This is a genomic window from Candidatus Pelagibacter sp. (assembly GCF_965262185.1).
In the GTDB taxonomy this organism is placed as follows: Bacteria; Pseudomonadota; Alphaproteobacteria; order Pelagibacterales; family Pelagibacteraceae; genus Pelagibacter.
Window position 1 is genome coordinate 384,846 of sequence record NZ_OZ253498.1, and the last position, 24,934, is coordinate 409,779.

Here is a 24,934-nt window from a genome sequence, read left to right on the forward strand (position 1 = left end):
AATTTATTTTGCATATTGTCTATAGATAATATATATAATTTCTATACATAAATAATTTTAAAAAGGTAACGATGATAAATAAAGATTTAAAAGTAACCGTATTAGGTGCAGGTGCTATGGGATGCCTGTTTGGAGGATTGCTAGCAGAAAAAGGTTTAAATGTAACTTTAATTGACGTTTGGAAAGAGCATGTCGATGCAATTAATAAAGATGGTTTGAAAATGGATGGTCACGGTGGTGATCGTATAATTAAAGTTAATGCTACTTCAGATCCATCATCGTTAGACAAAATGGATGCAGTGATAGTTATGTGTAAAGCAACTGCATTAGAACCAGCTCTAAATAGCATTAAAAATATTATCGGAGAAAAAACAGTTTTCATGTCTTTTCAAAATGGAATTGGTCATGAAGCAATAATTCAAAGTATCGTTGGAAATGAAAAAGTAATCGGTGGAACAACAACACAAGCTTCTAATATTCTAGGACCAGGTCATATAATGAACCATGGTGCATTGCCCTCATGGATTGGTGAATATGAGGGAGGAATAACAGAGAGAATTGCAGAAATAGCTGATACTTTTACTGCATATAATTTGGAAATGATTGCAGCTGAAGATGTTAAAAAAAGAAAATGGATGAAGCTTTTTGCTCTAACAGCAATTGGTCCCCTTTCAGCAATATTTGATCTACATCACACCGATCTTTACGTAAATAATAAGGCTAATGATGTTTCAAGAGGGCTTGGTAAAGAAATCATTTTAGAGACAAGAGAAGTAGCACTTGCTGATGGAGTTAATGTTTCTGAAGATGAGTGTCTATTTATGTTCAATAAAATTGTAGATTCTATGCAAACTAACAAATCTTCAATGGCTTTTGATGTTCAATACAAAAGAAAAACAGAAATTGATTTTATAAGTGGTGCAGTTTCTAAGATTGGAAAAAAACATGGAGTAAAAACACCTTTAAATGACCTGATGTATAAAATGATTAAGGTAAAAGAAGGTATGTATAGTTAATGCTTAAAATTAATCGATTAAAAAAAATTAAAAGTAATTTTCCTGTACTAGTTGGAGACAAAGTTGTTGAGAAAAATACGTGCAATTTATTGATTGATGAAATTAGTAAATCTAAAGCTTTTGACGACATGATTATGGGTGGAAGAAGCAGAATTAATAAAGGCTCAAAAAATTTTAATAACTATATTAAATCTTCAAATAATTCTGCAAAACTATTCAAACTTTTTAATAGCAAAACATTTTATAAAAAAATTGAAACTCTTTTTTCTAAAAATTTTAAAGATAGATCGTGGACAAATACTCATAAGCCAAAAATATTCAATCAAAAGAAATTTACTATTAAAAAGAAATTAAATTCGAGCGAGTTAAAAAAATTGTTAGGAAATAATTATACTAACCCAAAAGTTAATTTAGATATTGATTTTTCAGTTTCTAAAGGAGGATACAGATTACGTCCCCATAGAGATGACATCACAAGGTTGTATAATTTCTTAATTTATCTAACAGATATTCCAAAAAAAAATGGAGGATCCCTAACAATTTATAGAAAAAAATCTAAGAAAAATATAAGAAAAAGTTTCAGAAGATTTCCAAAAATGAGTGAATTGGAAGTAGTCAAAGCATTCACACCAAAGAAAGGTACTGTGGTATTTTTTCAATCAACGCCAAATTCTTATCATGGGGTTAGGCGTTTTACAGAAAAAAACTGTCCAAAAAGATTTTTTATTTATGGAAGTTATGCACTCAATAAACCAGTTATTTGGAATTATAAAGGAACAGCTTACTATCCACATATCATTAGTACCAAGAAAAGAATGTTAACTTCTTTTCATGATGCGAACTATTTAACTACAGCTCCAAGGAATTGATGTTGTTAAAAAATTCTACTAAACTCTATTAATGGTAAATAATCTACAAAAGAAATTGTTTGAACAAGGATATTTGAAGGTAAAAAATGTACTTAACTTTCAAAGAGACTTAAAGCCAATCCTTAATGACATGGAATTTGTAATGGATTGTTTAATCCAAAAATTTGCAAAAAAAAAGAATATTAAAACAGTTCTTAATTTGGATTTTAAAAAAAAATATTCTTACGTATCAAAATTAAAAATTGATGATTTAGATCAATATTTTAATACTAGATTACCAAGAGATCACGTCAAGAAAAATAGCGATTATTTTGCTACTCAATCTTTATGGAATTTAATTACTAATAAAAATATTTTAGATGTTGTTGAAAAAATTCTGGGAAGAGAAATCATGTCTAATCCAGTGCAAAATACTAGAATTAAACAACCTGAAAAAAAATTACCAAAAGGTTCGGTTTTTGATGGTTTAAGTGGAAGAACACCTTGGCATCAAGATGCAGCTGTTCTGAATGCAAAAGGACAAAAATTAACTGACATGGTTACTGTGTGGATACCTTTTACAAAAACTACTAAAAAAAATGGGTGCATGATTACTGTTAAGAAAATTAATAAAATGGGATTATTAAATCATATTGCTGGTTATAGAGGCCAAGTAGAAATTAAAGACAGCAAATTACTAGATAAAATGCAACATATTCACTTAGAAGCAGATGTTGGGGACGTAATTATTTTACACAAACATTCAATTCATTGTTCTCTACCTAACAGATCAAATGATTTTAGAATAAGTGCGGACCTTAGATATAATGTAGCTGGCCAACCTTCTGGAAGAGATCCACTTCCATATTTCTATGTAAGAAGTAAAAATAAAAAAAATCTCAAAATTCAGAACTTTAAACAATGGTTAGCTCTTTGGGAAAAAGCCAAAGAAAAATGTATCCCAAGAAAATACGCTTTTAAATATCCATTGCCTACATTTAATCATAATAAAAGAGATCTATTTAAGTTAATCAGTTCTTAAATTAATATTTTTATAAAATTTATATTTGTGTATAAGGGCTTATGAAAAAAATTTTAGTTATTCAGCCTATTCATGAAGCAGGAATAGAATTGCTTAAAAACAATTCAAATTATGAATTTGAAGTTGTAGAAAACGTTGATCCAGAATTTCTTAAATCAAAAATTAAAGATTGTGATGCAGTCTCAATTAGAACAGCAAAATTAACTGGAGATGTCATTGAAGCAGCCAACAAACTTAAAATAATTTCAAGACATGGTGTTGGTTATGATAATATTGATTTAGAAACATCAAAAAAAAATAATCTTACTCTTGCAATTACTGCTACAGCAAATGCTGTTGCCGTAGCTGAACATGTTATGTTTATGTTGCTCAATATTTCTAAAAGAAGGAGTATGTATGATAATGTTGTTAAAAATGGAAAATTTAATGACCGAAATAAATTACCTAAGACTGTAGAACTTTGGGGTAAAAATATATTAATTGCTGGATTTGGTAGAATTGGTCAAGCTCTAATAAAAAGGTGTTTGGGTTTTGAAATGAAAGTTTTTGTTTTTGACCCTTTTGTCTCTAAAGATGTAATTGAAAATTTAGGTGGAATAAAAGTTGAGAGTATGGAAGGTGCTTGCAAAGATATGGACGCAATTTCTCTTCATATACCATTAAATGATAAAACTAAAAATATAATTAATTATGATTTGCTCAAAACTATGAAAAAGAATTGTATTATAATTAATGCTGCTAGAGGTGGAATTGTCAATGAAATTGATTTAGACAAAGCTTTAAAAGAAGATTTAATTTTTGGTGCTGGTTTAGATGTTTTTGAAATTGAACCCCCAGAGCCAAACAATCCTATACTTAAAAATGATAAAGTTTTTCTAAGTCCACACACAGCAGCTTTTACTGAAGAGTGCATGACAAGGATGGGTAAAGAGACAATACAAAATATTATTGATTTTTTTGATAAAAAGTTAGAAAAATCTAAAATCGTGAATTTATAATACAAGAATTAATTTTGAAAAACTTCTAAATTACTCCTTTGAAGAGTTTCTGTTAAATATTTATAACCAATCTTTGCGTATTCAAATGGATTTGCTTTTGCAGGATCTTGTTCTGCCTCTACTACCAACCATCCAGAATAATTTTTTTCTTTCAACACATCGAATAAAGGCTTGTAATCAATACATCCATCACCTGGAACTGTAAATGCACCCTCTAAAAAAGCTCCTCTAAAACTTAAGTCTTCTTTTAAAGATTTTTCTAAAACACTTTTTCTAATATCTTTACAATGCACATGAATTAATCTTTCGCAAAAGTCTTTTAAAATTTTTAACGAGTTTCCCTGAGCAAATAACATGTGACCAGTATCTAATGTAAGTTTTACGCTATCATGAGTGTTCTCAAGTAATCTGACTGTATCCTCTTCGGTCTCTATTACAGTTCCCATATGATGATGATAAGCAAGCGGCATACCTTCATCTTCAAGATATTTTCCCATTTCTGAAATTTTTTCATAGTATTTTTTAGACTCTTCAAAATCCATTTGAGGTCTAGTAGATAGTTTTCGATTTGGATCTCCTTGAATAGAACCTGAAACTTCAGCAAAAACCATACAAGGTGAGTTGCAATCTTTAAAAAGTTTTAACTGATCTTGAATAACTTTTTTTTCTTCGTCAACACTATTTATTCTTAAATTAGCTCCATACCAACCTGAGCATAGATTTAGATTAAATTCATTAAGTTTTGGAATTAATTCTTCTGATTTTTTTGGAAATTTACCACCAGATTCAATTCCAATAAATCCTGCCTGACTAGCTTCAGACAAACATTGTTCTAAAGAAGTATCACCACCCAATTCAGGCATATCATCATTACTCCATGCAATTGGTGCTATTCCTAATTTTACTGACATACAAAATTTATTTAAAAAGTTAGGTGGTTTTTTAAATGATGATTTTATGTGCATCAAGAAAATTATATTTTTAATTGATGTTTAAATCATCATTAAAAAATTGTTTCTTGATTTTGTTTTTTAATTCTGTTCTATATTCTTATGCTTAACTTTTCTTTAATGGGAGCAGGACGGATTGGAAAAATGCATGCTAAATTTATAGCTGCACATCCAAATGCAAAATTAAAATATATATATGACGTTAACTCTAAATTTGCTGAAGAAGTGGCAAAATTAACAGGTTGTTCAATTGCATCTTCACCAGAAGAAGCAATTAATTCAAATGATGTAGATGCAGTTCTTATAGCATCTGCTACTCCAACCCATACTCAATTTATTACAATGGCAGCCAAAGCAGGAAAGGCAATTTTTTGTGAAAAGCCAATAGATTTAAATATTAATAAAGTAAATGAGTGTATGGAAAATATTAAAGGAACAAATGTCCCTATTCAAATAGGCTTTAATAGAAGATTTGATGCTAGTCACTCAAAAGCACAACAAGCAAGAGTAAAAAAAGAAATTGGTGAATTAGAAATGGTCGTCATTACAAGTAGAGATCCCGAGCCTCCAGGTATTGAATATTTAAAAGCTGCAGGAGGATTTTTTAGAGATACTACTATTCATGATTTTGATTTGACTAGATTTATATTGGGTGACGATCCATTAGTTCAAGTATCTGCTTTTGGAGATGCTTTGTTTGATAAAAATTCACAACAAGTAAAAGATTTTGATACTGCAATGTTTATATTAAAATCAAAAAAAGGTGTTTTAATTCATATTAATAACTCCAGAAGAGCAGTTTATGGATATGACCAAAGGGTTGAGGTGTTTGGTAGCAAGGGAATGGTTATTTCAAATAATCAAACTCCTACTTCTTTAGAAAGGTACACAAGTAAATCTACAAGTGAAAAAGAACCAATACATTTCTTTTTTATTGAAAGATATGAGCAAGCTTACAGAGATCAATTTAACGAGTTTGTAAAATGTGTTGAAAATAAAACAAAACCTTTGGTAGGTTTTGAAGATGGTAGAAACGCATTGATAATAGCTAATGCAGCATATGAATCGTTTGAAAGTGGTAAAGTAATAGATATAAAATTCTAATGTCTAATAAATATTTATCTGAACAATCTAATCAATTTAAAAATAAAATAATAATTGTAACTGGAAGTACTCAAGGAAGTGGAGCTGAGACTGCAAAATTACTAGCGAGTAGAGGTGCTAAAGGAATAACTATCTGTGGAAGAAATAGAGAGAAAGGAAACAAGGTAAAAGCTGAAATTGAAAGCATGGGTGCAGAATGTCTATACGTTCAAGCTGATTTAGAGAAACTTGCAGATTGTAAAAAAATAATTTCTGAGACTGATAAAAAATTTAATACTGTAGATAGTTTTATTAATGTTGCTGCTTTTACTGAGAGAGGAACAATTTTAAGTACAACAGAAGAAAATTATGACAAAAATTTTAATGTAAATGTGAAAGCTCCACTTTTTATGATGCAAGACGTTATAAAAATAATGATTAGAGATAAGAAAAAAGGAACTATTGCTCATATTTTATCAATGGCCGGGTATAGTGGTATGCCTTTCTTAACTGCTTACAGTTCTTCTAAAGCAGCATTAGCAGTAATGATTAAAAATGTTGCAAATTCAGTTTCTGGTCATCAAATAAGAGTGAATGGTGTAAATTTAGGATGGACAGATACGCCAGCCGAAACAGTAATTCAAAAAAAATTTCATAATGCGGATGATGATTGGCTAAAAAAAGCTGAGGCGAAAGTTCCTTTTAAAAGATTAAATAAACCTTTGGATGTTGCTAAGATCTTGGCTTTCTTGTGCTCAGATGAGTCGGGGATTATGACTGGAAGCATTGTTGATTTTGATCAAACAGTTGCGGGATGGCATTCTTATTCTGCATACGACACTAAAATTTTGGATGATAGTATTTTGGGTGAATGAGCCTAATAAATTAACTTATGAAAAAAAATATAATTAAAAATACAGGTGTAGAAGTTACTGAATTGAGTTTCGGAACATCTTCTTTAGGTAGTATGCCAGATACTTATGGTTATGAAGTACCTGAGCAAAGAGCTCAAGAAACACTAAAAAGATTTTTTCAAGGACCAGTAAATTTGCTTGATACTTCAAGAAATTATGCAATGGGAGAAAGTGAAAAAAGAATTGGTATAGCAATAAAAGAAAATGGTGGGTGGCCAGAAAAATTTGTCTTATCAACTAAAATCGATAGAAATATGGATACATTAATTCTTGATAAAAAAAGAACAAGAGAGTCTGTTGAAGAAAGTTTAAAAGCTTTAAACGTTAATTCTGTAGATGTTTTATTTCTTCATGATCCAGAATACGTAAAAGATATAAATGATGTAACTAAAAAAGATGGGGCATTGGATGAATTGTTTAAAATTAAAGAAGAAGGTTTGGCAAAAGCTGTTGGTTTAGCTATGGGAAGAATAGATATTATGTTCCCTATCTTAAGAAAGTGGGACTTTGATGTTATAATAAATCACAACAGATACACTTTATTGAATAGAGAAGCAGATGAAATGTACAGCTACGCTCATAGTAAAAATATATCTATATTTAATGCTGCTCCTTATGCGGGTGGTGTTTTAGCAAAAGGTCCAAGTAATTTTAAAAAAATAACTTACCAAGATGCTACTGAAGAAAAACTTGCACCATCTAGAGAAATAGAAAAAGTTTGTAAAAAATATAATGTTGAAATGGGTGCTGCAGCTTTACAGTTTTCTATGAAAGATAAAAGAATAACATCTACCATTTGTGGTGTTACCAGTGTTCAGAGTATTGAAAAAAATATTTCTTGGGCTGAAACAGATATACCGGAAGAATTTTGGAATGAAGTTTTAAAATTACCTTACTCAACTAAAGATCCGGAGGCTGAGAGAACATATTCTCCAGGTTAAATTTTAAAAAATTCAAGACAAATAGAGTTTAGAGTTAATTTTAATTTAATTCGTATAGAGTAGGAAACATTTTACCACTTAAATCATCACCGTTTTTATATCCATTAGCCTCCATAATTGATCTTTCTTCTCTAGCCCAATCACCTCTATAAATTATTTTTGAATTTTCTTTCGCCATTCTAAGTGTAAATCTATTTATATCTGATTTTGGAGTGGTTTCGTGTAAAGCTCCATGCAGAGTCCTAATATCAAAATATACACAATCTCCTACTTCTAAATCCCATTCTAAAAACTCATAATTTTCTTTATTAGAAATTATATCTGGGGTTAATTCGTACTTAACACCATTCACAACTCCTTCCGCTCCATCAACTTTATGACCGTCTTTAAAACGAGTTCTTAGAAATAATTTATTCCACAAATGAGAGCCTTTTATCCAGGCAATTGAATCTTCTTTTCTTACTGGTTCAAGAGGTATCCACAAAACACACATGGAACCTTCAAAATCAAAATAAGAAATATCATGATGAAATGGTGGTTTAGATGTAGAGCCAGCTTCTCTAAAAAACCAATTATCCATTACTAAATTAATCTGCTTAGCATCTAGTAATTCAGAGGCAATTTTAGCTGTAGGTGAATTAAAAACAAAATCTTGGAATTCTTTATGTAAGTTCCATGTCCAAAAATCCTCTAAATAACAAGGTAAATTTGGATCTGTGGTATGATTAGTAAACCTGGGGCTTGGATTGTTTTTTGCTTTATTTATTCCAGATCTTAAAAGCTCAATCCATTTGGTATCAAATTTATTTCTTAAAAATACTGCTCCATCTCTTTGAAATAGTTTGATCTCATTATCATTTAAAATTTGACTCATAGATTATTTAAGAAATAATACTCAATATATCATATGAATATTCTCAAAGATAGTTTTGGGCGAAGATTTCCATACATAAGATTATCAATATCTGATGTATGTAATTTTAAATGTGGCTACTGTTTACCTAATGGTTATAAAATCGATAAAAGTGACAACAGAACCTTTATCACTAAAGAAGAAATTGGAAGACTTGCGAAAGCTCTATCAGAATTAGGTGTATCTAAAATAAGATTAACAGGCGGAGAACCTACAGTTAGAAAAGATTTTTTGGATATAATTAAAATAATTAAAAAAAATTCAGGTATTAAAAAAACTGTAATCACTACTAATGGATATCACCTAGATAGAATTGCAGATGATTTAAATAAAAGTGGTCTTGATGGCATAAATATAAGTATTGATAGTCTTGATCCAGAAACTTTTAGAAAAATTACAGGACATGATAGATTAAATGAGATTTTAGAAGGAATTAAAAAATTACAAAAATTAAATTTTAAAAATATCAAAGTTAATGCAGTCCTTCTTAAAGGTGTTAATGATAAAGAGGAAGATTTTAAAAGTTGGGCTAATTTTATAAAAAATAATCAAATTGATTTTAGATATATAGAATTAATGCAAACTGGAGATAACTTAGATTATTTTAAACAATATCATGTGTCTGCAAATAAATTTACAGATTATTTAAATAATAATAATTGGGTAATTCAAACATTTGGTAAAGATGCTGGTCCTTCCAAGAATTATATAAATCCTGAATACAAAGGAAAATTTGGTGTTATTGCACCCTACTCAAAAGATTTTTGTAAGAGTTGTAATAGACTAAGAATAACTGCCAAAGGTGATTTGAGATTGTGTTTATTTGGAAATACTGGAATAAATATTAGACACTTGATGCAAAGAGATGACCAAACTGAAGAGCTAAAGGATTTAATTTTGAAACAGTTAAATTATAAAAAAGAATCTCACTATTTAGAAATAGGAGAAACAGGATTAACAAAAAATCTATCAACAACAGGTGGATAAGATGAAAAATTTAAAAATTGTAACTAACACCGATTTAAAAAACTGGGCAAAAGAAATTTTTGAAAAAAATTCATTTAAAATGATTGATGTTTCTAAAAAAAAAGAAACATTCCGAAGAGCATTAGCATCGGGAAAAATTTATGTTGGCAAAGTGGTATTTGAGCTTATTAAAAATAAGAAGATGCCAAAGGGTGATCCAATTACTTTAGCGGAGGTTTCTGCAGTATTGGGAGCTAAAAAAACAAGTGAATTAATACCTTTGTGTCATCCTCTACAAATAGATCATACTGCTACTAAAATTATAATGAATAAAGAAGATAGTTCACTAGAAGTATACTGTGTGGTTTCTACTTATGCTAAAACAGGTGTAGAGATGGAAGCAATAATGGGTGTGAATGCAGCTCTGATTACAATTTACGACTTAAGCAAAATTGTAAATCCCCATTTAAAAATAGATAATGTAAAATTATTAATTAAGGAAGGTGGAAAAACTGGATTATGGAAAAATCCAGATGGACTTCCAAATTTTTTAAAAGATTTTTTCTAAACTGTATGAAAGTTAAAATTGAGTTATTTGGGGCTGCAAGAGATTTTAGCAACCAAAATTTATTAGAACTAGATTTAGGTCAAAAGATAACAATCAAGGATATAAGGAATAAAATAATTCAATATGTAGATCAGAAATTTAATGGAAATGAAAATTATATAAAAATCATTAACTCTTCAGCTTTTTGTTCAGAAAAAAATAATATTGTTAGCGACAATTATAAAATCACAAATAATGAAAAAATTGGTATTATCCCTCCAATTGGAGGAGGTTAATGCTTCATACTGACATTGTAGATAGTAAAGTTAAAAAATTATCATTAACTGACGCTGAAAAATTTATTGCATCTAATGATTTTGGAGCTTCATTAATTTTTAGCGGGACAGTTCGTAATCAAAATAATAATAAAAGTGTTTTAGGTATTACATATGACAGTCATGATGCTTTGGTAATAAAAAGTTTTGAAGAGATTTATAATGAGGCTGAAGAAAAACTAAATATAAAGAATAGGAGTGTTTTTATTGAACATGCTAAAGGTTACTTAAATTTAGGTGAAATTAGTATTATTATAGCAGTTGCATGCAAGCATAGAGATGAGGCTTATGTACTATCAAGATATATAATTGAAGAAATTAAAAAAAGGTCTCCTATATGGAAAAAAGAACATTATACAAATAATCAAAGCGATTGGTTAAAAGGTAATCCTATTATTCATGAAAAAAATTAAGTATTCAGAAATTACACCAGAGAAAATTTATAAAAATAGAAGATCTTTTATAAAATCTCTTGGGTATGGTGCAAGTTCTTTAGCAGTAGCTACAATTCCTTTTGCAAATCAATCTCAAGCTGATGATAGGAATGAACTTACAAGTTTCAAAGACATAACAACTTATAATAATTATTATGAGTTCGGTACTTCAAAGAGCGATCCTTATGTTAATTCACAAAATTTTAAAACATCCCCATGGACAATAAGTATTGAAGGGGAAGTTGAAAAACCTATCAAACTTTCTATGGAAGAAATAACTGAGACATTTGTCTCTGAGGAAAGAATATACAAATTAAGATGTGTAGAAGGATGGTCAATGGTTATTCCATGGATGGGTTTTTCTCTAAGTAAATTATTGTCAAAAGTAAATCCAACTAACAAAGCTAAGTATGTTGAATTTGAAAGTGTTTATGATCCTGAACAAATGAAAGGTCAAAGATATCCTGTTTTGAACTGGCCTTATAAAGAAGGATTAAGAATAGACGAAGCGATGCATCCTTTAACTACAGTTGTGACAGGTTTGTATGGTAAAAAACTTCCAAATCAAAATGGAGCGCCTCTTAGAATATTTATTCCTTGGAAGTATGGTTTCAAAAGTGCAAAAGCAATTGTAAAGATAAAATTTGTAGAAAAAATGCCAACTTCATCATGGATGTGGGCATCTCCGCGAGAATATGGATTTTACTCTAATGTTAACCCTAATGTTGATCATCCAAGATGGTCTCAAGCAACTGAAAGAATAATTGGTAAAGATATTTGGGCACCAAGGGTAAAAACATTAATGTTTAATGGTTATGGAGATGAAGTTGCAAATTTATACACAGGGATGGATCTAAAAAAATATTTCTAATGAGAAAATATTTTAAACCAAGTGTATTTATTTTAAGCACAATTCCGTTTTTAATTATTTTTTATAAAATATACTTCAATAAACTTGGGCCAGAACCTGTTAAAGAAATTACTCATTTTACTGGAGAGTGGACTTTAATATTTATCTGTCTGACATTAAGCATGACGCCACTTAAAAGGCTAACAAATTTAAATATTTGGATAAGTTTTAGAAGAATGTTGGGATTGTTTGTTTTTTTTTATGCATCTCTTCATCTCCTTACTTACGTAGGTATAGATTATAGATTTAATTTACAGCCAATATTTGATGATGTTTTGAAAAAAAAATATATTTTTATTGGATTTGCAGCATGGGTATTACTGCTTCCGTTGGTAATTACATCTTCTCAAATGATGATGAAGTTACTCAAAAATAATTGGAAAAAGTTACACAGATTAATTTATGTAATAGTGATATTTGGAGCTCTTCATTATATATGGTTATCTAAAACAATTTTTTTTAGACCACTAGTATATTTGGTAATAATACTTGTTTTACTTGCTCTAAGAATTAGAATTAAAAATAGGAACGTAAATTATGGATGATAATTTAAAAAAAGAAATTCAATCAGCTACCCTTGAAAGATTAATGAAACATTTAGATGAAAGAAAAGACGTTCAAAACATTGATTTAATGAATTTAGCAGGATTTTGCAGAAATTGTTTGTCTAGATGGTATAGAGAAGAAGCTGAAAAAAAAGGAGTAGAAATATCAGATCCTGATGCAAGGCAACATATTTATGGAATGCCCTACTCTGAATGGAAAGAAAAACACCAAAAGTAACTTTCTATTCTATTCAAGTTAATGTTTGCTTATTTAAGTCTATTTATTGTTTCATTTTTAGCTGCAACAATACTTCCTTTTTCATCGGAGGCTGTATTAGCAACTTATCTATTATCAGATACTTATAATAAATTTTTATTAATATTTTTTGCAAGCTTTGGAAATATTTTAGGTTCAATATTCAATTGGTTTCTAGGTATTTATTTAGTTAAATTTCAAAACAAAAAATGGTTTCCTTTTAACAAAACACAAATTGATAGATCAACTAAGTGGTTTAATAAGTATGGTAAGTGGTCTTTGTTATTTGCATGGTTACCAATTATTGGTGATCCCATTACTTTTATTGCTGGAACGATGAGAATTAAATTTTTAATTTTTTTATCACTTGTGAGTTTTGGAAAAATAATGAGATATTTTTTTATTTCTCTTTTAGTCTAGGAAACAATTCAACAAAATTACAAGGTTTATGATTAATATCTAATTGATGTTTAAGAATACCGTCCCAAGCATCTGTTACTCCACCCGAGGATCCTGGTAAGGCAAATATGTATTTACCATTTGATAGAACTGCACAAGCTCTAGATTGAATTGAAGACGTACCAACTGTTTTTAAACTAATAGTCCTAAAAACTTCGCCAAATCCTGGAATATGTTTATCTGCTATTTCATTAACAGCTTCGGGTGTAATATCTCTTCCAGTTAAACCTGTGCCACCAGTTGTAATGATAACATCAATATCTTTATGACTAGTCCAGTCTTTTAAAATTTTGACTATATCTGCTTTATTATCTTTACAAATTTTTCTATCAATTAATTTATGGTTAGCTTCTTTAATTTTTTCAACCAAGATCGCACCTGATTTATCGTTATCAAATGTTCTTGTATCTGTTACAGTTAGTAAGGCTATATTTACAATCATAAATAAATTTTTTTAATGATTATACTTACATTATTTTTTTTTATAACTGCAATATTATATTCAAGTATAGGATTTGGTGGTGGCTCCACTTATCTTGCTTTACTTTTAATTTGGGATGTCCCTTACTATATTTTTCCAATTTTAGCTTTGATTTGTAATATTATTGTAGTTTCTGGAAATTCTATAAATTTTTTAAAATCAAAGAATATTAATTTTAATTTACTTTATCCTTATTTAATTGGTTCTATACCTCTTGCTTTTATAGGAGCATCGATCTCTATTGACAAAAAATTATTTGAAATTTTACTTTTCTTTATTTTAATATTAGCTGGAGTTTTTTTACTTATTGAAAGCAAATCCTTTAACAAACAAAAAATTGTAATTAAAAAAATACCCCTAGTTTTATCAATATTAATAGGATCAATAATTGGTTTTATATCTGGTTTGGTTGGAATTGGTGGTGGGATATTTTTAAGTCCTATTTTATTTTTGATGAAAGCAGGATTTCCAAAGCATATAACAAGTACTGCATCCTTATTTATTTTAGTAAATTCAATTTTTGGTATAGGTGGACAATTAACAAAGGATATAGTCTTCAACGAATTTTTAAATTACTGGCCACTATTTATTGCTGTCTTAATTGGTGGCCAAATTGGAAGTTTTTTAAATATAAAATTCCTATCTAACAAAATATTAGCTCTAATGACTGCATGCTTAGTAATTTTTGTCGCTATAAGAATGGGCATAACACTTATAGCTTAGGTTGAATTAATTATTTTTTGATATATTTAATCTTTCATGAAAAATTTTAAACCATTTGGGCCTTCAATAGGAAAATCTAAAATTTCTAAAAAATTTTTAGAAAAACTTAACAATGAAGTTGATACAAAAATCTTCTCAAAATCAAATGATTATAGTTCAAAATTAGCAAGTCAAATTAGAAAAGAAGTTCAAATTTCTAAAAGTTTTATAAAAAAAAATTTGGAAAAAGAATTAATAAAAAATATTAAAATTTTTCTAACTAAAGAACATATTAAAAAAATTAAAGAAATTAGAATTTTAAACCTTTGGGTCGTCAGCCAATACAAAAATGAATATAATCCTATACATTATCATGAGGGAGATTTATCTGGTGTTGGTTATTTAAAAATTCCAAAACATATGACAAAAAATAAAAATGTTAAAAATAAAAAAATAAAAACCAATGGAACAATTGATTTTATAAATGGACAAAAAGCTTTTCTTTCAAAAAGTATTTTTAATTTGATACCAAAAACAGGCGATCTTTTAATATTTCCCAATTACTTAATGCATACAGCCTACCCTTTTAATATTGAGGAAGAAAGAAGATCGTTTTCTTTCAATGCTAAAATAATTTTTAATAAATAATTTACAAATTATAGTAATATTATATAAATCTAATTGCCGATTTGATCCTATTGCGGGCATAAACTGCTAAAATGGAAATTCCCAATAGATCTAATTAGCAAGGTAGTTGAACTATATTGTGCACCTGCATGTAGCTTAAGCACTAAAAAAGTGAGGATAAAATGAATAAGGATTTTTTTAAAACAACAAAAATTTTAGATGGTGGAATGGGTCAAGAATTATTGGCCAGAGGTATGGAGCCCAAGGGAACTTTGTGGAGTGCAAATGCTTTAATTGAGGAAAAATACCACGACTTAATACTTAATATTCATAATGATTTTGTTAAATCGGGAGCTGATGTAATTGTAACTACAACTTTTACAACGAGAAGAAAAAGATTAAGAGAAAATGGAATAGAAGATCAATTTAAATTCTTAAATCAGAAAGCCTGTGAAATTGCACAAAAAGCTAAATTAAATAATCCACATATTAAGATTGCAGGAGGACTTCCGCCTCAAGATTTGACATATGAAGAAGACAAGAGAAGTGAAAAAGAAATTACAAAAGATCATTTGGAATTAGCAGCAATACTAAATCCTTCAGTAGATTTTTTCTATTTTGACGTCTGGAGTAGCATCAAAGAAATTAGATGTGGAATAGAAGCTATTAAGAAATTTAATAAACCATACTTAGTTGGGGTTCATATTTCTGAAGGAAATTCTTTACCAAGTGGAGAAAAAATTTCTGAAATTAATTCAATAATTACAGAAAATTGCTTAGGAGTAATTCTAGCATGTGTTTCGCCTGAAAATTATGAAAATAATTTAGATGAAATTCAAAAACTTAAAGTTCCATTTGGTTTCAAATTAAACGGATTTATTACAACTAAACCTAAAGGTGGTTATACTTCTCAGTATAAAGAGAATGATGGATCTAACCCCAATAGTTTTTTAGGTCAAAGAAAAGATTTAGATCCTAAAAAAATATCAATTTTTGCAAAAAAATTTAAAGAAAATGGAGCCACTATTCTTGGAGGATGTTGTGAAACTCGCCCTTCACATATAGAGGCAATAAAAAACATTATTTAAATTTTGTACCTTTTCTTACAAAATAGATACCTGTAGCAACTGCTATCAATGAAATTATAACTTTAGTAGTAACCAATTCTTTTAAAAAGATATAACTTAAAATAGTACCAAATATTGGAATTAAATAAGATACTTGAGATTGAAAAATTAAACCATTGTTAATTAAAATTCTAAATCTTAATAACCAAGCAATTCCAGTAGATACCAACCCAAGATAAATAACCGAAATAGTAGAATCTAATCTTGGAACAGTTTTCCAAGGTTGTTCAATCAAACATACTAAAGGTAATAATATAATAGTAGCCCAAATCAAAATTGAACTGGTTACATTTTCATTTTTTTTCTTACTTATTTTTAAAGTTAAAAGACCTCCAATCACATAACAAGTAGCACCTAACAAAATTAATAATGCTGAAGTAAAGTTATTTTCATTAATTAATAAATTATCTGAAAATAAATAAACTATTCCTGAAAATCCAATTAGAACTCCTGTTGTTCTGATTAAATTGAATTTTTCATTTTTGGTGTAAAAATGTCCTAGTACAACTGAGCTAAGTGAAGTTGATGACATTAAAATTGCTGCTAAGTTACTTTGAACAGATTTAACTCCATATGCTATTAAAAAAAATGGAGCTACTAAATTTATTAATCCAATGATTGCAAACCAATGCCAATCTTTTGAAAATGCCTCGATTTTAATTTGTTTATAAAAGCAAAGTAGCAAAACTGGAATTGAACCAAAAAAAACTCTTAGAAATGCAATCGTAACAGGACCAAACGAATAGGTTGCTATTTTAATATTAAAAAAAGCAGAAGCCCAAATCAACGCTAACAACGTTAATAAACTATAATCAATTAGTTTTGGTTCTCTCATTCAATAATATCTTCTGGTGTTCCGTTTGTTATTTCAATTAACTTATTAAAATTTATTTTGAAAACAGCATTTGGATGTCCAGCGGCTCCAAATATATCTGGGAATCTTTCAAGACTTTTATCAATAAAGATTTTACATTGCTTTAAGTGACCTACTGGTGACACTCCTCCAATTGTATATCCAGTATTTTCTTTAACGGCTTCAGGAGATGCCATGGACACGTCTTTTTCATTAAGAATTTTTTTTAACTTATTTAATGAGCAACGCTTGTCTCCCGATACTAAACTCAATACATAATTGTTACCTGCCCTAAAAAGTAAACTTTTAACAATAGCACCAACGTTGCAACCTAAAGCTGTAGCAGCATCATTGGCAGTTCTTGCTGTTTTTTCTAAGACGATAACATTTAAATTTTGATCAAATGTTTTAAGGGCTTTTTCTGCCCTTTTTACCGGTTCTTTATTTAGTATTGATTCCATTGAATTTATTAATTTCCTTAATTTGATTGAGTAGATACACTACTTATGTAAAAAATGCATAGGTGTTATTTATTAAATAAGCATTATTTTTTAACTTTTTTTTGCTAATTAGGCTCCATCAAAACTACATAGGAGACAAAATGAGTGCAGAAAACGTTTTAAAATTTATAAAAGAAAAAGAAGCGGAATTCGTAGATCTAAGATTTACTGATCCAAGAGGAAAACTTCAACATTTAACTATGGATGCATCAATAGTGGATGCCGACATGCTTAATGAGGGAGTGTTTTTTGATGGTTCATCTATTGCTGGATGGAAAGCAATTAACGAATCTGACATGATTTTAAAACCTGATACTGCAAGAATGTTTATGGATCCTTTCACGTCTCATAATACTGTAGTTTTGTTTTGTGATATTTTAGATGCAATCAAAAAAGATCCTTACGAAAGAGATCCAAGAGGAGTTGCGAAAAAAGCAGAGGAATATTTAAAAGCATCAGGTATTGGTGATAAAGCGTTTTTTGGACCTGAGCCAGAATTTTTTGTTTTCGATGATGTAAGAATTAAAAATGATATGAATGAAAGTGGATTTAAAATAGATAGTAAAGAGGGTCCATATAATTCAGGTAAAGAATATGAAAATGGAAACATGGGTCATAGACCTCAAGTCAAAGGAGGATATTTTCCAGTGCCACCTGTTGATAGTGAACAAGATATGCGTGGTGAATATTTAAAAAATCTGAAAGAAGTTGGTATTAAAGTTGAAAAACATCATCATGAAGTTGCTCCAAGTCAACACGAACTTGGTATGTATTTTGGAACTTTAGTTGACCAAGCAGATAATGTTCAGCTTTATAAGTATGTAGTTCAAATGGTGACACATTCATTTGGAAAAACTGCAACCTTCATGCCAAAACCAGTTGCAGGTGATAATGGTTCAGGTATGCATATTCACCAATCTATTTGGAAAGGTGATACTCCTGTATTTTCAGGTGAAGCATATGCAGGACTTTCAGAAACTGCATTACACTATATTGGTGGAATTTTAAAACATGCTAAAGCGATTAATGCTTTTGCTAACTCTACAACAAATAGTTACAAAAGATTAATTCCTGGTTTTGAAGCTCCAGTATTATTAGCTTACTCTGCAAGAAACAGATCGGCATCATGTAGAATTCCAATTACTTTAAGTAAAAAAGGTGCAAGATGTGAAATTAGATTTCCAGATGCAGCTGGTAATCCTTACCTAACATTTGCAGCAATGTTAATGGCAGGTATCGATGGAATTAAAAATAAAATACATCCAGGTGAGTCTTTTGATAAAGATTTATATGAATTACCACCAGAAGAAGTAAAAGCTATACCAACTGTTTGTGGATCTTTAAGAGAAGCAATGGAAAGCTTAGATAAAGATAGAGAGTTTTTAACTCAAGGTGGTGTATTTACTGACGACCAAATCGATGCTTATATAGCTCTCAAGTTTGAGGAAATTCATAAGTTTGAGCACGCACCTCATCCTGTAGAGTTTGAGATGTATTACAGTAGTTAATATTTAATTACTGTCTAGTTGTTGCAATTGTATCTTTGTTAATACCTTTTTTAACAACGTAATCTTGAGTACCGTTTGCACCGGTCTCAACTTCTTTACGTAAATCTTTAAAGAAAGTTCTTTCTTTAATTGTGTCTTTTAGGTTTTTAACAAGATTTTTAAATTCAAACTTATTCATACCTAAATATATATACTAGGTATGCGTATGATGCAATACTGATATGCGTTAAATGGGAATATTCAACTTTTGCTAGATTTTAAAGGATTCTCCACAACCACATCTCTCTGTTTCGTTTGGATTATTGAATACAAATGAAGAAGATAGGTCTTCTTTTTTGTAATCCATTTCTGTTCCAAGCAAATACATAATAGCTGCAGAATCAACAAATACTTTTACACCTTTTTCCTCAATGACTTCGTCATTTGGATTAACTTCTTTGGTATACTCCATGACATAAGACATGCCAGCACAACCACCCGATTTAACTGAAACTCTTACACCTAAAGAATCTTTTTCTGCATTAGACATAATTTCTTTAATTCTTTCTGCAGCATTATCACTTAATTTAATAATAGGATTCATTATAAATTTAACTCCAATTTTGCAGCTTCTGACATCATGTCTTTATTCCAAGGTGGGTCCCAAACTAATTCAAGATCAACGTCCTCAATACCCTCAACTTGCATTACACCATCTTTAACTTCTTTAGGTAAACTTTCAGCAACTGGACAATTAGGAGTGGTCAAAGTCATTTTAATTTTTGCAAATTTATTATCCTCAACTTTTATATCATAAATCAAACCTAGTTCATAAATATTCACTGGTAACTCAGGATCGTAAATTTTTCTAATTTCTTCAATAATTTGATCTTTTTTCGACATAATTAATTTTCTGTTTTAACCTCATCAGTTTTATTATCAAAAGCTGAGACTAGTGTATGCCAAGATAGTGTGGCACACTTTACTCTCATTGGATATTGTTTTACTCCAGATAAACACATTAGTTTTGTTTTTTCATCTTCTTTAAGATTTTCTGATTTAAGCTCAGGATTTTCTTTAATCATTCCCAAAAAATCTTCAACAATTTCTTTTGCTTCATTTTCATTTTTGCCTTTAATTAAATCAGTCATTATTGATGCTGAGGCCATAGAGATGGCGCAACCACTACCTTCAAATGAAATATCTTCTACAATTCTTTGACCATTTAATTTTAAATAGACATGAACGTTATCACCACACAGTGGATTGTTGCCTTTGGCATCTTTATTAAAATCTTCTGTCTTACGAAGATTTCTTGGATTTTTTCCATGCTCTAAAATTATTTCTTGATATAATTCTTTTAAATTCATTATAAATTAAATATTTTCTTACAGTTATTTATTGCATCATTAAGTTTATCTAAATCTTCTTTAGTATTATATATTCCAACAGACGCTCGTGCGCTCGCTGGTATATTAAGTTTGTCATGTAAAATTTGACAGCAATGATGACCAGCTCTTATTGCAACTCCGTCTTCATCTAAAATTGTTGCGATGTCATGAGGATGTACACCTTCTAAAGTGAAAGACAAAACTCCACCTTTATTTTTTGGATTTCCAATTAATTTTACTGAATTATTTTTTTTTAATAATTCTTGGCCATACTCAACTAATTCTGCTTCATGTTTCATAACATTTTCAATACCTACGCTCTCCAGAAATTTAATTGATTGATCAAAAGCAATAACTTGCGCTGTAGCCATAGTTCCAGCTTCGTATTTATTAGGTAAATCACCATAGGTAATTGTATCTTTTTTAACCTCTCTAATCATTCCGCCGCCGCCTTGATAAGGAGGAAGTTCATCTAACCACTTTTTCTTACCATAAAGAACCCCTAATCCTGTAGGGCCATACATTTTATGACAAGAAATTGCATAAAAATCACAATTTAAGTCTTGCATATCTAACTTTAAATGAGGAGCTCCTTGGCAACCATCAACGACAACTATTATTCCTTTTGAATGTGCTAAATCAGTAATTTCTTTTACTGGTAATATTGCTCCAGTCACATTTGATAAATGAGTGATTGAAATAACCTTTGTATTAGGAGTAATTTTCTTTTCAATTTCCTCTAGTGTAATTTCTCCTTCTTCATTTATTTCTGCAAAATTAATTTTTATATTTTTAGATTTTCTTAAAAAATGCCAAGGTACATAATTTGAATGATGTTCTAGTTCGGTAATTAATATTTCATCACCTTCGTTTAAATGATTTTGACCCAATGTATTTGCAACAAGGTTTAATGCTTCGGTAGCACCTTTAGTAAATACTATTTCATTTTTATCTTTAGCATTAATATATTTTTGAACAGATGTTCTTGTATTTTCATATAAATTTGTTGCAGCAACTGCAAGATAATGAACACTTCTACCAACATTAGAAAATTGTTTAGTATAAAATTCATTAATTCTATCTACCATTACTTTTGGTTTTTGTGATGAATTTGCACTATCCAAATAAACCAAATCATTATTTTGGATTTTCTCATCAAATATTGGAAATTCTTTTTTAACTTGATCTATGTTCATACATTTATACCTGATAATTTTTTAACTAATTTTTTAACATCTTCATTAGAAATTTTTTCAATTACCTCGTTAAGAAAACCATTTGTTAATAATTTTTTTGATTCTGAATAACTGAGACCTCTAGACATTAAATAAAAAATTGAATTTTCATCAATATTTCCTGATGTAGATCCATGTGAACATTTAACATCGTCTGCATATATTTCTAATTCTGGTTTCGCATTAAATTCAACACTTTCATTTAACAATAAAGCTCTACTTAATTGGTATCCATCTGTTTTTTGTGCTTCAGGACTTACGAAAATTTTACCTTGATAAATACCTTTTGATTTATCATTCAATACGCTTTTAATTAATTGATAACTTTTACAATTTTCTTTTTTATGATTAATTACAGTTTTTATTTCATGATGTTTTTCATTTTCTAAATTGATAATTCCATTTAATGCAATAGAACCATATTCATCATCTAGATTGCAATTGATATCTTGTTTTATAAATTTAGAACCTTCTGATAAAATAAAATATTCTAAATGACTATTTTTAGATAAATTAATATCTTTGTTGAAATACTTTATATTTTCTGAAGTATTTGAGTCTAGACTATAATTTTTTAAAATTGAATTCTCTCCAATCTTAATTTTTTGTCTAAAATTAATGAAATTTTTTTCAGAATTTTCATTTAAAAAATTAACTACACACAATGAACTGTCATCTTCTAAATTAATATCTACTCTAGAATTAATTGCAGAAGATTTCAAACCATCACTTAAATAATTAAATAAAATCAATGGTTTTTTAACATTGTAACCTTTTTTAATAGTAATTTTCGAAACACTAGTAAGAAATGCTGAATTCAAATTTAAAAGAGTATTTTGATAAATAGTATCATCTAAGTCTAAATTCTGATCGACTAAGATTTTATCTTTAGCTTCGTGTTTAAAATCAAAATCATATAATTTTCCATCAACAAAACTTATTTTATTATGTTCAAAATCTAGTGGAAAATCTTTTTCTTCAAAAATTTTTTTTTGATCAACAATAAAGTTTAAATTGTCAAAATTTTTTGAAATAATTTGATTTATATCTGAAAATTTCCAATCCTCATTTCTTTTATTTGGTAAACCTTTTTCAAAATAATTATTAAAATTTTCTTGTTTAATTTTTTTCTGACTATCAGAAAAATTATTTAAACTAATAATTTTATCAAAATTTAATTTAAGTTCATTTTGCATTAATTAAAATCCTCATAACCTACTTTTTCTAATTCTTTTGCTAATTCAAAATCACCTGATTTAATAATTTGTCCATTTTTAAGAACATGAACAAAATCAGGTTTGATATAATCTAACAATCTTTGATAATGAGTTATTATTAAAAAAGAATTGTTTTTATTTCTTAGTGAATTAACTCCTTCTGAAACTATCCTTAAAGCATCTATATCTAATCCTGAATCTGTTTCATCTAGAATTGATAATTTTGGATTTAAGATAGACATTTGTAAAATTTCATTTTTTTTCTTTTCTCCACCTGAAAATCCAACATTAAGTTGTCGGTTTAAAATTTTTTCATCAAATTTAAGCTCTGCAGATTTTTCTTTTATTAATTTTAAAAACTCAATTGCATCTAGCTCTTTTTCGCCTCTAGCTTTTTTAATTGCATTTATTGACGTTTTTAAAAAAGTATTTGTGTTAACACCTGGTATTTCCATTGGATATTGGAACGCTAAAAAAATTCCTTTATGAGCTCTTTCTTCTGTTTCTAATTCTAATAAGTTTTTTCCATCAAATGTAACTTTACCATTAATTTCGTAACCTTTTTTGCCTGACAAAATATTTGATAATGTGCTTTTTCCAGATCCATTTGGACCCATAATCGCATGAACTTCACCTGGTTTAATATCTAAATTTAAACCTTTTAGTATTTCTTTTTCATCAATCTTTGCTTTAAGATTTTCTATTGATAACATCTATCCAACGCTCCCCTCTAAACTGATACCTACAAGTTTTTGCGCTTCTACTGCAAATTCCATAGGTAACTGCTGTAGAACTTCTTTACAAAAACCGTTTACAATTAAACTAACTGCCTCTTCTTGATTTAATCCTCTTTGATTACAATAATATAGTTGTTCATCACTAATTTTTGATGTTGTCGCTTCATGCTCAATATTTGATTTAAGATTTTTGTTCTTGATATAAGGAATTGTATGAGCTCCACATTTGTTACCCATTAATAAAGAGTCACATTGAGTAAAGTTTCTAGAATTATCAGCTTTTGAAGATATATCTACTAAACCTCTGTACATCATATCTGATTTACCTGCTGAAATTCCTTTTGAAATTATTTTACTTTTTGTGTTTTTTCCTAAGTGTATCATTTTAGTACCAGTGTCAGCTTTTTGATGATTATTTGTAATCGCTATAGAATAAAACTCACCTACTGAATTATCACCTTTCAAAATACAACTTGGATATTTCCAAGTAATTGCTGAACCAGTTTCTACTTGGGTCCAAGAAATTTTAGAATTTTTACCCTTGCATAATCCTCTTTTGGTAACAAAATTATAAATTCCACCTTTGCCATCCTTATCTCCTGGATACCAATTTTGAACTGTTGAATATTTTATTTCCGCATCATCAAGAGCAATTAATTCAACATTGGCTGCATGCAATTGATTTTCATCTCTCATTGGGGCCGTGCACCCTTCCAAATAGCTTACATAACTTCTTTTATCAGCTATGATTAATGTTCTTTCAAATTGTCCTGTATCTGATGCGTTAATTCTAAAGTAAGTAGATAATTCCATAGGACATTTAACATTTTCTGGAATGTATACAAATGAGCCATCTGTAAAGACCGCAGAATTTAGAGTTGCAAAAAAATGATCAGTTGTAGGAATAACTGATCCAAGATATTTTTTAACTAACTCAGGATGTTTTTGAATAGCTTCAGACATCGAGCAAAATATAATTCCTTGCTTAGTAAGTTCTTCTTTAAAAGTAGTTGCAACAGAAACAGAGTCGAAAACTGCATCCACAGCAATACCATTTAATCTTGCTTGCTCTTGAAGAGGAATTCCTAATTTTTTATATGTTTCTAATAATTTAGGATCAAGATCATCTAAACTTTTTGGTTTATCTTTCATACTCTTAGGAGCAGAATAGTAATAGAGATCCTGATAATCTATTTTGGGATATTTCGGTTTCTGCCAATCAGGCTCTTTTAATTGTTTAAATCTTTCAAAAGCTTTTAATCTAAAATCTAACATCCATTGAGGCTCTTTTTTAATATTGGAGATAAATTTTATTACATCTTCATTTAAACCCTTAGGGGCTTTTGTATTTTCTATATCTGTTGAAAAACCATATTTGTAATCTTTCAAACTATCTATTTCTTTCTGCCTACTATCCATA

32 protein-coding genes and 1 riboswitch are annotated in these 24,934 nt (G+C 29.0%); of the genes, 19 read left to right on the forward strand and 13 right to left on the reverse strand.

Translation table 11 applies throughout. The features are described 5' to 3' along the window. Window positions 1–71: 71 nt before the first annotated feature. Genes ACQY31_RS02215 through ACQY31_RS02230 form a run of 4 tightly spaced genes read left to right on the forward strand, consistent with a single transcriptional unit; the run spans window position 72 to window position 3,904 of the window. Window positions 72–1,016 (forward strand): ketopantoate reductase family protein, encoded by a 945-nt coding sequence (locus ACQY31_RS02215; RefSeq protein WP_428080424.1) that lies wholly within the window; start codon window positions 72–74, stop codon window positions 1,014–1,016. After that, window positions 1,016–1,885: a 2OG-Fe(II) oxygenase gene (locus ACQY31_RS02220; protein WP_428080426.1), complete on the forward strand. Its 870-nt coding sequence runs from the start codon at window positions 1,016–1,018 to the stop codon at window positions 1,883–1,885. Before ACQY31_RS02215 ends, ACQY31_RS02220 begins: the two co-directional genes overlap by 1 nt. Window positions 1,886–1,916: 31 nt before the next feature. Continuing rightward, window positions 1,917–2,906 (forward strand): phytanoyl-CoA dioxygenase family protein, encoded by a 990-nt coding sequence (locus ACQY31_RS02225; protein ID WP_428080428.1) that lies wholly within the window; start codon window positions 1,917–1,919, stop codon window positions 2,904–2,906. Window positions 2,907–2,947: 41 nt separating this feature from the next. Continuing rightward, window positions 2,948–3,904, forward strand: coding sequence for a hydroxyacid dehydrogenase (locus tag ACQY31_RS02230; protein ID WP_428080430.1), 957 nt, complete (start codon window positions 2,948–2,950; stop codon window positions 3,902–3,904). A gap of 8 nt (window positions 3,905–3,912) precedes the next feature. On the opposite strand, the gene iolE is transcribed toward ACQY31_RS02230, so the two are convergent. Then, window positions 3,913–4,815: a myo-inosose-2 dehydratase gene (gene iolE / locus ACQY31_RS02235; RefSeq protein WP_428080432.1), complete on the reverse strand. Its 903-nt coding sequence runs from the start codon at window positions 4,813–4,815 to the stop codon at window positions 3,913–3,915. A 141-nt stretch (window positions 4,816–4,956) separates the two neighbouring features. On the opposite strand from iolE, the gene iolG reads away from it, so the two are divergent. From iolG to ACQY31_RS02250, 3 genes are read left to right on the forward strand one after another with little or no spacing between them, the layout of a single operon-like run. After that, the gene (gene iolG, locus ACQY31_RS02240) at window positions 4,957–5,958 is read left to right on the forward strand and encodes an inositol 2-dehydrogenase (RefSeq protein ID WP_428080434.1); all 1,002 of its coding nucleotides are present in this window, start codon (window positions 4,957–4,959) and stop codon (window positions 5,956–5,958) included. Continuing rightward, window positions 5,958–6,812 (forward strand): SDR family oxidoreductase, encoded by an 855-nt coding sequence (locus ACQY31_RS02245; protein WP_428080436.1) that lies wholly within the window; start codon window positions 5,958–5,960, stop codon window positions 6,810–6,812. Before iolG ends, ACQY31_RS02245 begins: the two co-directional genes overlap by 1 nt. 17 nt (window positions 6,813–6,829) lie before the next feature. After that, entirely contained in the window at window positions 6,830–7,792 is a 963-nt protein-coding gene (locus ACQY31_RS02250; RefSeq protein WP_428080438.1) for an aldo/keto reductase, read from the forward strand. A gap of 40 nt (window positions 7,793–7,832) precedes the next feature. Here ACQY31_RS02250 and ACQY31_RS02255 read toward each other — a convergent pair whose 3' ends face one another. Next, entirely contained in the window at window positions 7,833–8,666 is an 834-nt protein-coding gene (locus ACQY31_RS02255) for a phytanoyl-CoA dioxygenase family protein (RefSeq protein WP_428080440.1), read from the reverse strand. A gap of 33 nt (window positions 8,667–8,699) precedes the next feature. On the opposite strand from ACQY31_RS02255, the gene moaA reads away from it, so the two are divergent. From moaA to ACQY31_RS02295, 8 genes are read left to right on the forward strand one after another with little or no spacing between them, the layout of a single operon-like run. Further along, complete coding sequence (gene moaA, locus ACQY31_RS02260) at window positions 8,700–9,692, forward strand: GTP 3',8-cyclase MoaA (protein WP_428080442.1); 993 nt, start codon at window positions 8,700–8,702, stop codon at window positions 9,690–9,692. Window position 9,693: 1 nt separating this feature from the next. Next, on the forward strand, window positions 9,694–10,239 hold the full coding sequence (moaC, locus tag ACQY31_RS02265) for a cyclic pyranopterin monophosphate synthase MoaC (RefSeq protein ID WP_428080444.1): 546 nt from the start codon (window positions 9,694–9,696) through the stop codon (window positions 10,237–10,239). 5 nt (window positions 10,240–10,244) lie between these two features. Beyond that, entirely contained in the window at window positions 10,245–10,514 is a 270-nt protein-coding gene (locus tag ACQY31_RS02270; protein ID WP_428080446.1) for a molybdopterin biosynthesis protein MoeD, read from the forward strand. Beyond that, complete coding sequence (locus ACQY31_RS02275; RefSeq protein ID WP_428080448.1) at window positions 10,514–10,966, forward strand: molybdopterin synthase catalytic subunit; 453 nt, start codon at window positions 10,514–10,516, stop codon at window positions 10,964–10,966. Before ACQY31_RS02270 ends, ACQY31_RS02275 begins: the two co-directional genes overlap by 1 nt. Then, on the forward strand, window positions 10,953–11,858 hold the full coding sequence (gene msrP, locus ACQY31_RS02280; protein ID WP_428080450.1) for a protein-methionine-sulfoxide reductase catalytic subunit MsrP: 906 nt from the start codon (window positions 10,953–10,955) through the stop codon (window positions 11,856–11,858). The genes ACQY31_RS02275 and msrP overlap by 14 nt, the downstream gene beginning before the upstream one ends. Then, a complete protein-coding gene (locus tag ACQY31_RS02285; RefSeq protein WP_428080452.1) occupies window positions 11,858–12,442 on the forward strand; it encodes a sulfite oxidase heme-binding subunit YedZ in 585 nt (194 codons plus the stop codon). Before msrP ends, ACQY31_RS02285 begins: the two co-directional genes overlap by 1 nt. Next, the gene (locus ACQY31_RS02290) at window positions 12,435–12,680 is read left to right on the forward strand and encodes a DUF1244 domain-containing protein (protein ID WP_428080454.1); all 246 of its coding nucleotides are present in this window, start codon (window positions 12,435–12,437) and stop codon (window positions 12,678–12,680) included. The genes ACQY31_RS02285 and ACQY31_RS02290 overlap by 8 nt, the downstream gene beginning before the upstream one ends. 21 nt (window positions 12,681–12,701) lie before the next feature. After that, on the forward strand, window positions 12,702–13,118 hold the full coding sequence (locus ACQY31_RS02295; RefSeq protein WP_428080456.1) for a YqaA family protein: 417 nt from the start codon (window positions 12,702–12,704) through the stop codon (window positions 13,116–13,118). Here the strand turns inward: ACQY31_RS02295 and ACQY31_RS02300 are convergent. Further along, a complete protein-coding gene (locus ACQY31_RS02300) occupies window positions 13,099–13,599 on the reverse strand; it encodes a molybdenum cofactor synthesis domain-containing protein (RefSeq protein WP_428080458.1) in 501 nt (166 codons plus the stop codon). The genes ACQY31_RS02295 and ACQY31_RS02300 overlap by 20 nt on opposite strands. 15 nt (window positions 13,600–13,614) lie before the next feature. Between ACQY31_RS02300 and ACQY31_RS02305 the strand changes: the two genes are divergently transcribed. The 3 genes from ACQY31_RS02305 (at window position 13,615) to ACQY31_RS02315 (ending at window position 16,055) form a co-directional block, all read left to right on the forward strand. Next, window positions 13,615–14,361 carry a sulfite exporter TauE/SafE family protein gene (locus ACQY31_RS02305; protein WP_428080460.1) on the forward strand — a complete coding sequence of 249 codons (747 nt, stop codon included), beginning with the start codon at window positions 13,615–13,617 and terminating at the stop codon, window positions 14,359–14,361. A 36-nt stretch (window positions 14,362–14,397) separates the two neighbouring features. Then, window positions 14,398–14,988, forward strand: a complete 591-nt coding sequence (locus ACQY31_RS02310; protein ID WP_428080462.1) for a putative 2OG-Fe(II) oxygenase — start codon at window positions 14,398–14,400, stop codon at window positions 14,986–14,988. Between the two features lie 91 nt (window positions 14,989–15,079). After that, a riboswitch (SAM riboswitch) is annotated at window positions 15,080–15,142 on the forward strand. 7 nt (window positions 15,143–15,149) lie between these two features. Next, window positions 15,150–16,055 (forward strand): homocysteine S-methyltransferase family protein, encoded by a 906-nt coding sequence (locus ACQY31_RS02315; RefSeq protein WP_428080464.1) that lies wholly within the window; start codon window positions 15,150–15,152, stop codon window positions 16,053–16,055. Here ACQY31_RS02315 and ACQY31_RS02320 read toward each other — a convergent pair. Both ACQY31_RS02320 and ACQY31_RS02325 read right to left on the reverse strand, forming a co-directional pair. Further along, a complete protein-coding gene (locus ACQY31_RS02320; protein ID WP_428080466.1) occupies window positions 16,048–16,929 on the reverse strand; it encodes a DMT family transporter in 882 nt (293 codons plus the stop codon). The genes ACQY31_RS02315 and ACQY31_RS02320 overlap by 8 nt on opposite strands. Beyond that, complete coding sequence (locus tag ACQY31_RS02325) at window positions 16,926–17,408, reverse strand: YbaK/EbsC family protein (RefSeq protein WP_428080468.1); 483 nt, start codon at window positions 17,406–17,408, stop codon at window positions 16,926–16,928. The genes ACQY31_RS02320 and ACQY31_RS02325 overlap by 4 nt, the downstream gene beginning before the upstream one ends. Window positions 17,409–17,548: 140 nt before the next feature. Between ACQY31_RS02325 and glnA the strand changes: the two genes are divergently transcribed. Then, a complete protein-coding gene (gene glnA, locus ACQY31_RS02330) occupies window positions 17,549–18,955 on the forward strand; it encodes a type I glutamate--ammonia ligase (protein WP_428080470.1) in 1,407 nt (468 codons plus the stop codon). 7 nt (window positions 18,956–18,962) lie between these two features. Here glnA and ACQY31_RS02335 read toward each other — a convergent pair whose 3' ends face one another. The 8 genes from ACQY31_RS02335 to sufB all read right to left on the reverse strand — a co-directional run bounded on the left by ACQY31_RS02335 (window position 18,963) and on the right by sufB (window position 24,933). After that, complete coding sequence (locus ACQY31_RS02335) at window positions 18,963–19,133, reverse strand: hypothetical protein (protein ID WP_428080472.1); 171 nt, start codon at window positions 19,131–19,133, stop codon at window positions 18,963–18,965. A 72-nt stretch (window positions 19,134–19,205) separates the two neighbouring features. After that, the gene (locus ACQY31_RS02340; protein ID WP_428080474.1) at window positions 19,206–19,538 is read right to left on the reverse strand and encodes a HesB/IscA family protein; all 333 of its coding nucleotides are present in this window, start codon (window positions 19,536–19,538) and stop codon (window positions 19,206–19,208) included. Beyond that, window positions 19,538–19,837 carry an SUF system Fe-S cluster assembly protein gene (locus tag ACQY31_RS02345; RefSeq protein WP_428080476.1) on the reverse strand — a complete coding sequence of 100 codons (300 nt, stop codon included), beginning with the start codon at window positions 19,835–19,837 and terminating at the stop codon, window positions 19,538–19,540. The genes ACQY31_RS02340 and ACQY31_RS02345 overlap by 1 nt, the downstream gene beginning before the upstream one ends. 2 nt (window positions 19,838–19,839) lie before the next feature. Then, window positions 19,840–20,304, reverse strand: a complete 465-nt coding sequence (gene sufU, locus ACQY31_RS02350; RefSeq protein ID WP_262589517.1) for a Fe-S cluster assembly sulfur transfer protein SufU — start codon at window positions 20,302–20,304, stop codon at window positions 19,840–19,842. Further along, entirely contained in the window at window positions 20,304–21,521 is a 1,218-nt protein-coding gene (locus ACQY31_RS02355; protein WP_428080478.1) for an aminotransferase class V-fold PLP-dependent enzyme, read from the reverse strand. The genes sufU and ACQY31_RS02355 overlap by 1 nt, the downstream gene beginning before the upstream one ends. Further along, window positions 21,518–22,756, reverse strand: a complete 1,239-nt coding sequence (gene sufD, locus ACQY31_RS02360; RefSeq protein WP_428080480.1) for a Fe-S cluster assembly protein SufD — start codon at window positions 22,754–22,756, stop codon at window positions 21,518–21,520. Before sufD ends, ACQY31_RS02355 begins: the two co-directional genes overlap by 4 nt. After that, window positions 22,756–23,490: a Fe-S cluster assembly ATPase SufC gene (sufC, locus tag ACQY31_RS02365; protein ID WP_428080482.1), complete on the reverse strand. Its 735-nt coding sequence runs from the start codon at window positions 23,488–23,490 to the stop codon at window positions 22,756–22,758. Before sufC ends, sufD begins: the two co-directional genes overlap by 1 nt. After that, a complete protein-coding gene (gene sufB / locus ACQY31_RS02370) occupies window positions 23,491–24,933 on the reverse strand; it encodes a Fe-S cluster assembly protein SufB (protein ID WP_428080484.1) in 1,443 nt (480 codons plus the stop codon). Window position 24,934: the final 1 nt, after the last annotated feature.